A 1,884-nucleotide genomic window follows, 5' to 3' on the forward strand; every position below is an offset into this window, starting at 1 on the left:
GCGAAGCTGTAAGGCGTGCTCCACGCCGCCGCGGTGAACACCTCCGCCAACAAGTAGGCGAACGAAAGTACCCAGGCCGTGCCAGCTGCTGCGTGGCGAAGATTGTGGGTTCTCGGTGATGTTCCGGCGCGGTGTGGATTGCTGATGGTGCATTCTCTCCGTCGAACGAGATGTGTCGAGCGAGGCCGCAACGAACCGGCCCGGATGATAGCCGTAACTCTACTGCCCGACCCTGAGGATGCTGTCCGAAATGTCTGTATGTGGCCACAGGATGGCCTTGAATTCGAGATCCGGTCAGCCTCCGCTGTGTATCCAGTGGTAGTTGCCGGGGATCCGCTCTCGACTCGGCTCAGACATTCCCTTGTAGTCACCAACCCATCGGACACGGCATTTGTGCTGCTCGAGGCATCGCGGCGAGATCCACCCCGCAACTGACACCGGGTGAGAAGGCAAAGGGAAGCCGCCGGCACCTTCCCCGGCGTCAGCGGCTCCTCGTCCCTTCCGGGAACGCTACGCAATGTAGGTCTTACCCGGTCAGGGGCGACAGTGACGCCATATCGCCTCTCGGCAAGTGGTCGCTCGCAGCGACTTTTCTGGTGTGGTACCCGGGGTATGGGCGCCACCGTCATAGCCTTCAACAGCGGCCTTACCGGTGGTATTCCGACGCGGGCGTGTCCGCCGAGAGGACGGGCCTGCGGGGCGCCACCGTGGTCAGAGGGTATCCTCCGCTGCGATCGCTTCAGCAGGTCTGCCCCGCTGTTGCTGACGTTGTTGACGGCCTTGGACACTTCCCCATGTCGATCACCAGTACTGGCGCGCAATATCCTCAACCATTTGGTTGACACAATCCCTTGTCAGCCCCACCACCACCAGCGCGCCCCACGACAGCGAATGATCTCGCGAAGCTGCAGCCGGGGCGACGGTGTGAGGGCACCGTCTCTATCCGTGTTCGCCTCTTCTGCGGCAGCGCCGGGCACGTCGTCGCCACTAGTGCTGCGCGTTGGAGGGCGCAAAAGGTTCGTCCATGGTCTGGGTTCAGCTCACAGTAGGGGCGGGGCTGCCGGGGTAGGGCAGTGTTGCGGTGAGTCCCGTGATCAGGATGTCGAGGCCGCGCTCGAGTTCCGCGGTGCCGTCGTACGACGCCAAGACGGGTGCGAGGCCGCGCAGGAGGGGGAAGTCTCCGATCGGCAGCCGGTGCAGGCCCAAGCGCAGCAAGTCGTCGTGCTCGTCGGGTTGTTCGACGATTTCCTGGAGTTCGTTGAGGACGTGACCGTGGAGGAAGCCGAACAAGGCCCGGTACACGTGCAGGGCATCAGTCGCAGTGAAACCTGCCCGGGTGAGCAAGGTGAGGATGTTCTCGAGCGGGCGCAGTGTTCCCAGGGGGCGCAGCCCAAGGGGCGTCGACAGGGGTCGGGTGACCAGGAGCGGGACCACGTGGGGATGGTCGAGCGCCAACCGGCGGAAGCCCCGGGCGACCTCCCGGAGTTGTGTTGCCCAGTCGCCGTCGTCGGTGTCGACCTCGAGTTGTTCGAGGACGCGCTCGACGACGGCGTCGACGAGCGCGGCCTTGTTCGGGGCGTGACGGTAGAGGGTCATCGGGTCGCGGCCCAGGGCTTTGCCGAGGCGACGCATGGACAGTGCGTCGATTCCGTCGCGGTCGATGATCTCGAGTGCAGCCGTCAGGATTCGCTGTCGGGTGATCGGGCCGCTGTCCGGAACCTGACCGTTGCCGGAGCGGGTCGTGCGATCAGCGGGGGCCTTGGCCATAAGAAACACTTCCTTCATCGCATCCAACTGTAGGCCTTTGCCGTAGGTCTCGGTAGTAGACCTACAGTGTTGACACGTCGGAGAATGCAGCGTTGACTGGGTACTACAACCCAGGCC

General features: G+C 64.0%; 1 protein-coding gene. It reads right to left on the minus strand.

The window, feature by feature from the left end; all coding sequences use genetic code 11:
- Positions 1-1,035: 1,035 nt before the first annotated feature.
- Positions 1,036-1,767, minus strand: a complete 732-nt coding sequence (locus AC1D1G_RS44755; RefSeq protein WP_418342602.1) for a TetR/AcrR family transcriptional regulator — start codon at positions 1,765-1,767, stop codon at positions 1,036-1,038.
- Positions 1,768-1,884 lie beyond the last annotated feature (117 nt).

It is taken from the genome of Rhodococcus sp. P3_B8, from assembly GCF_056402775.1.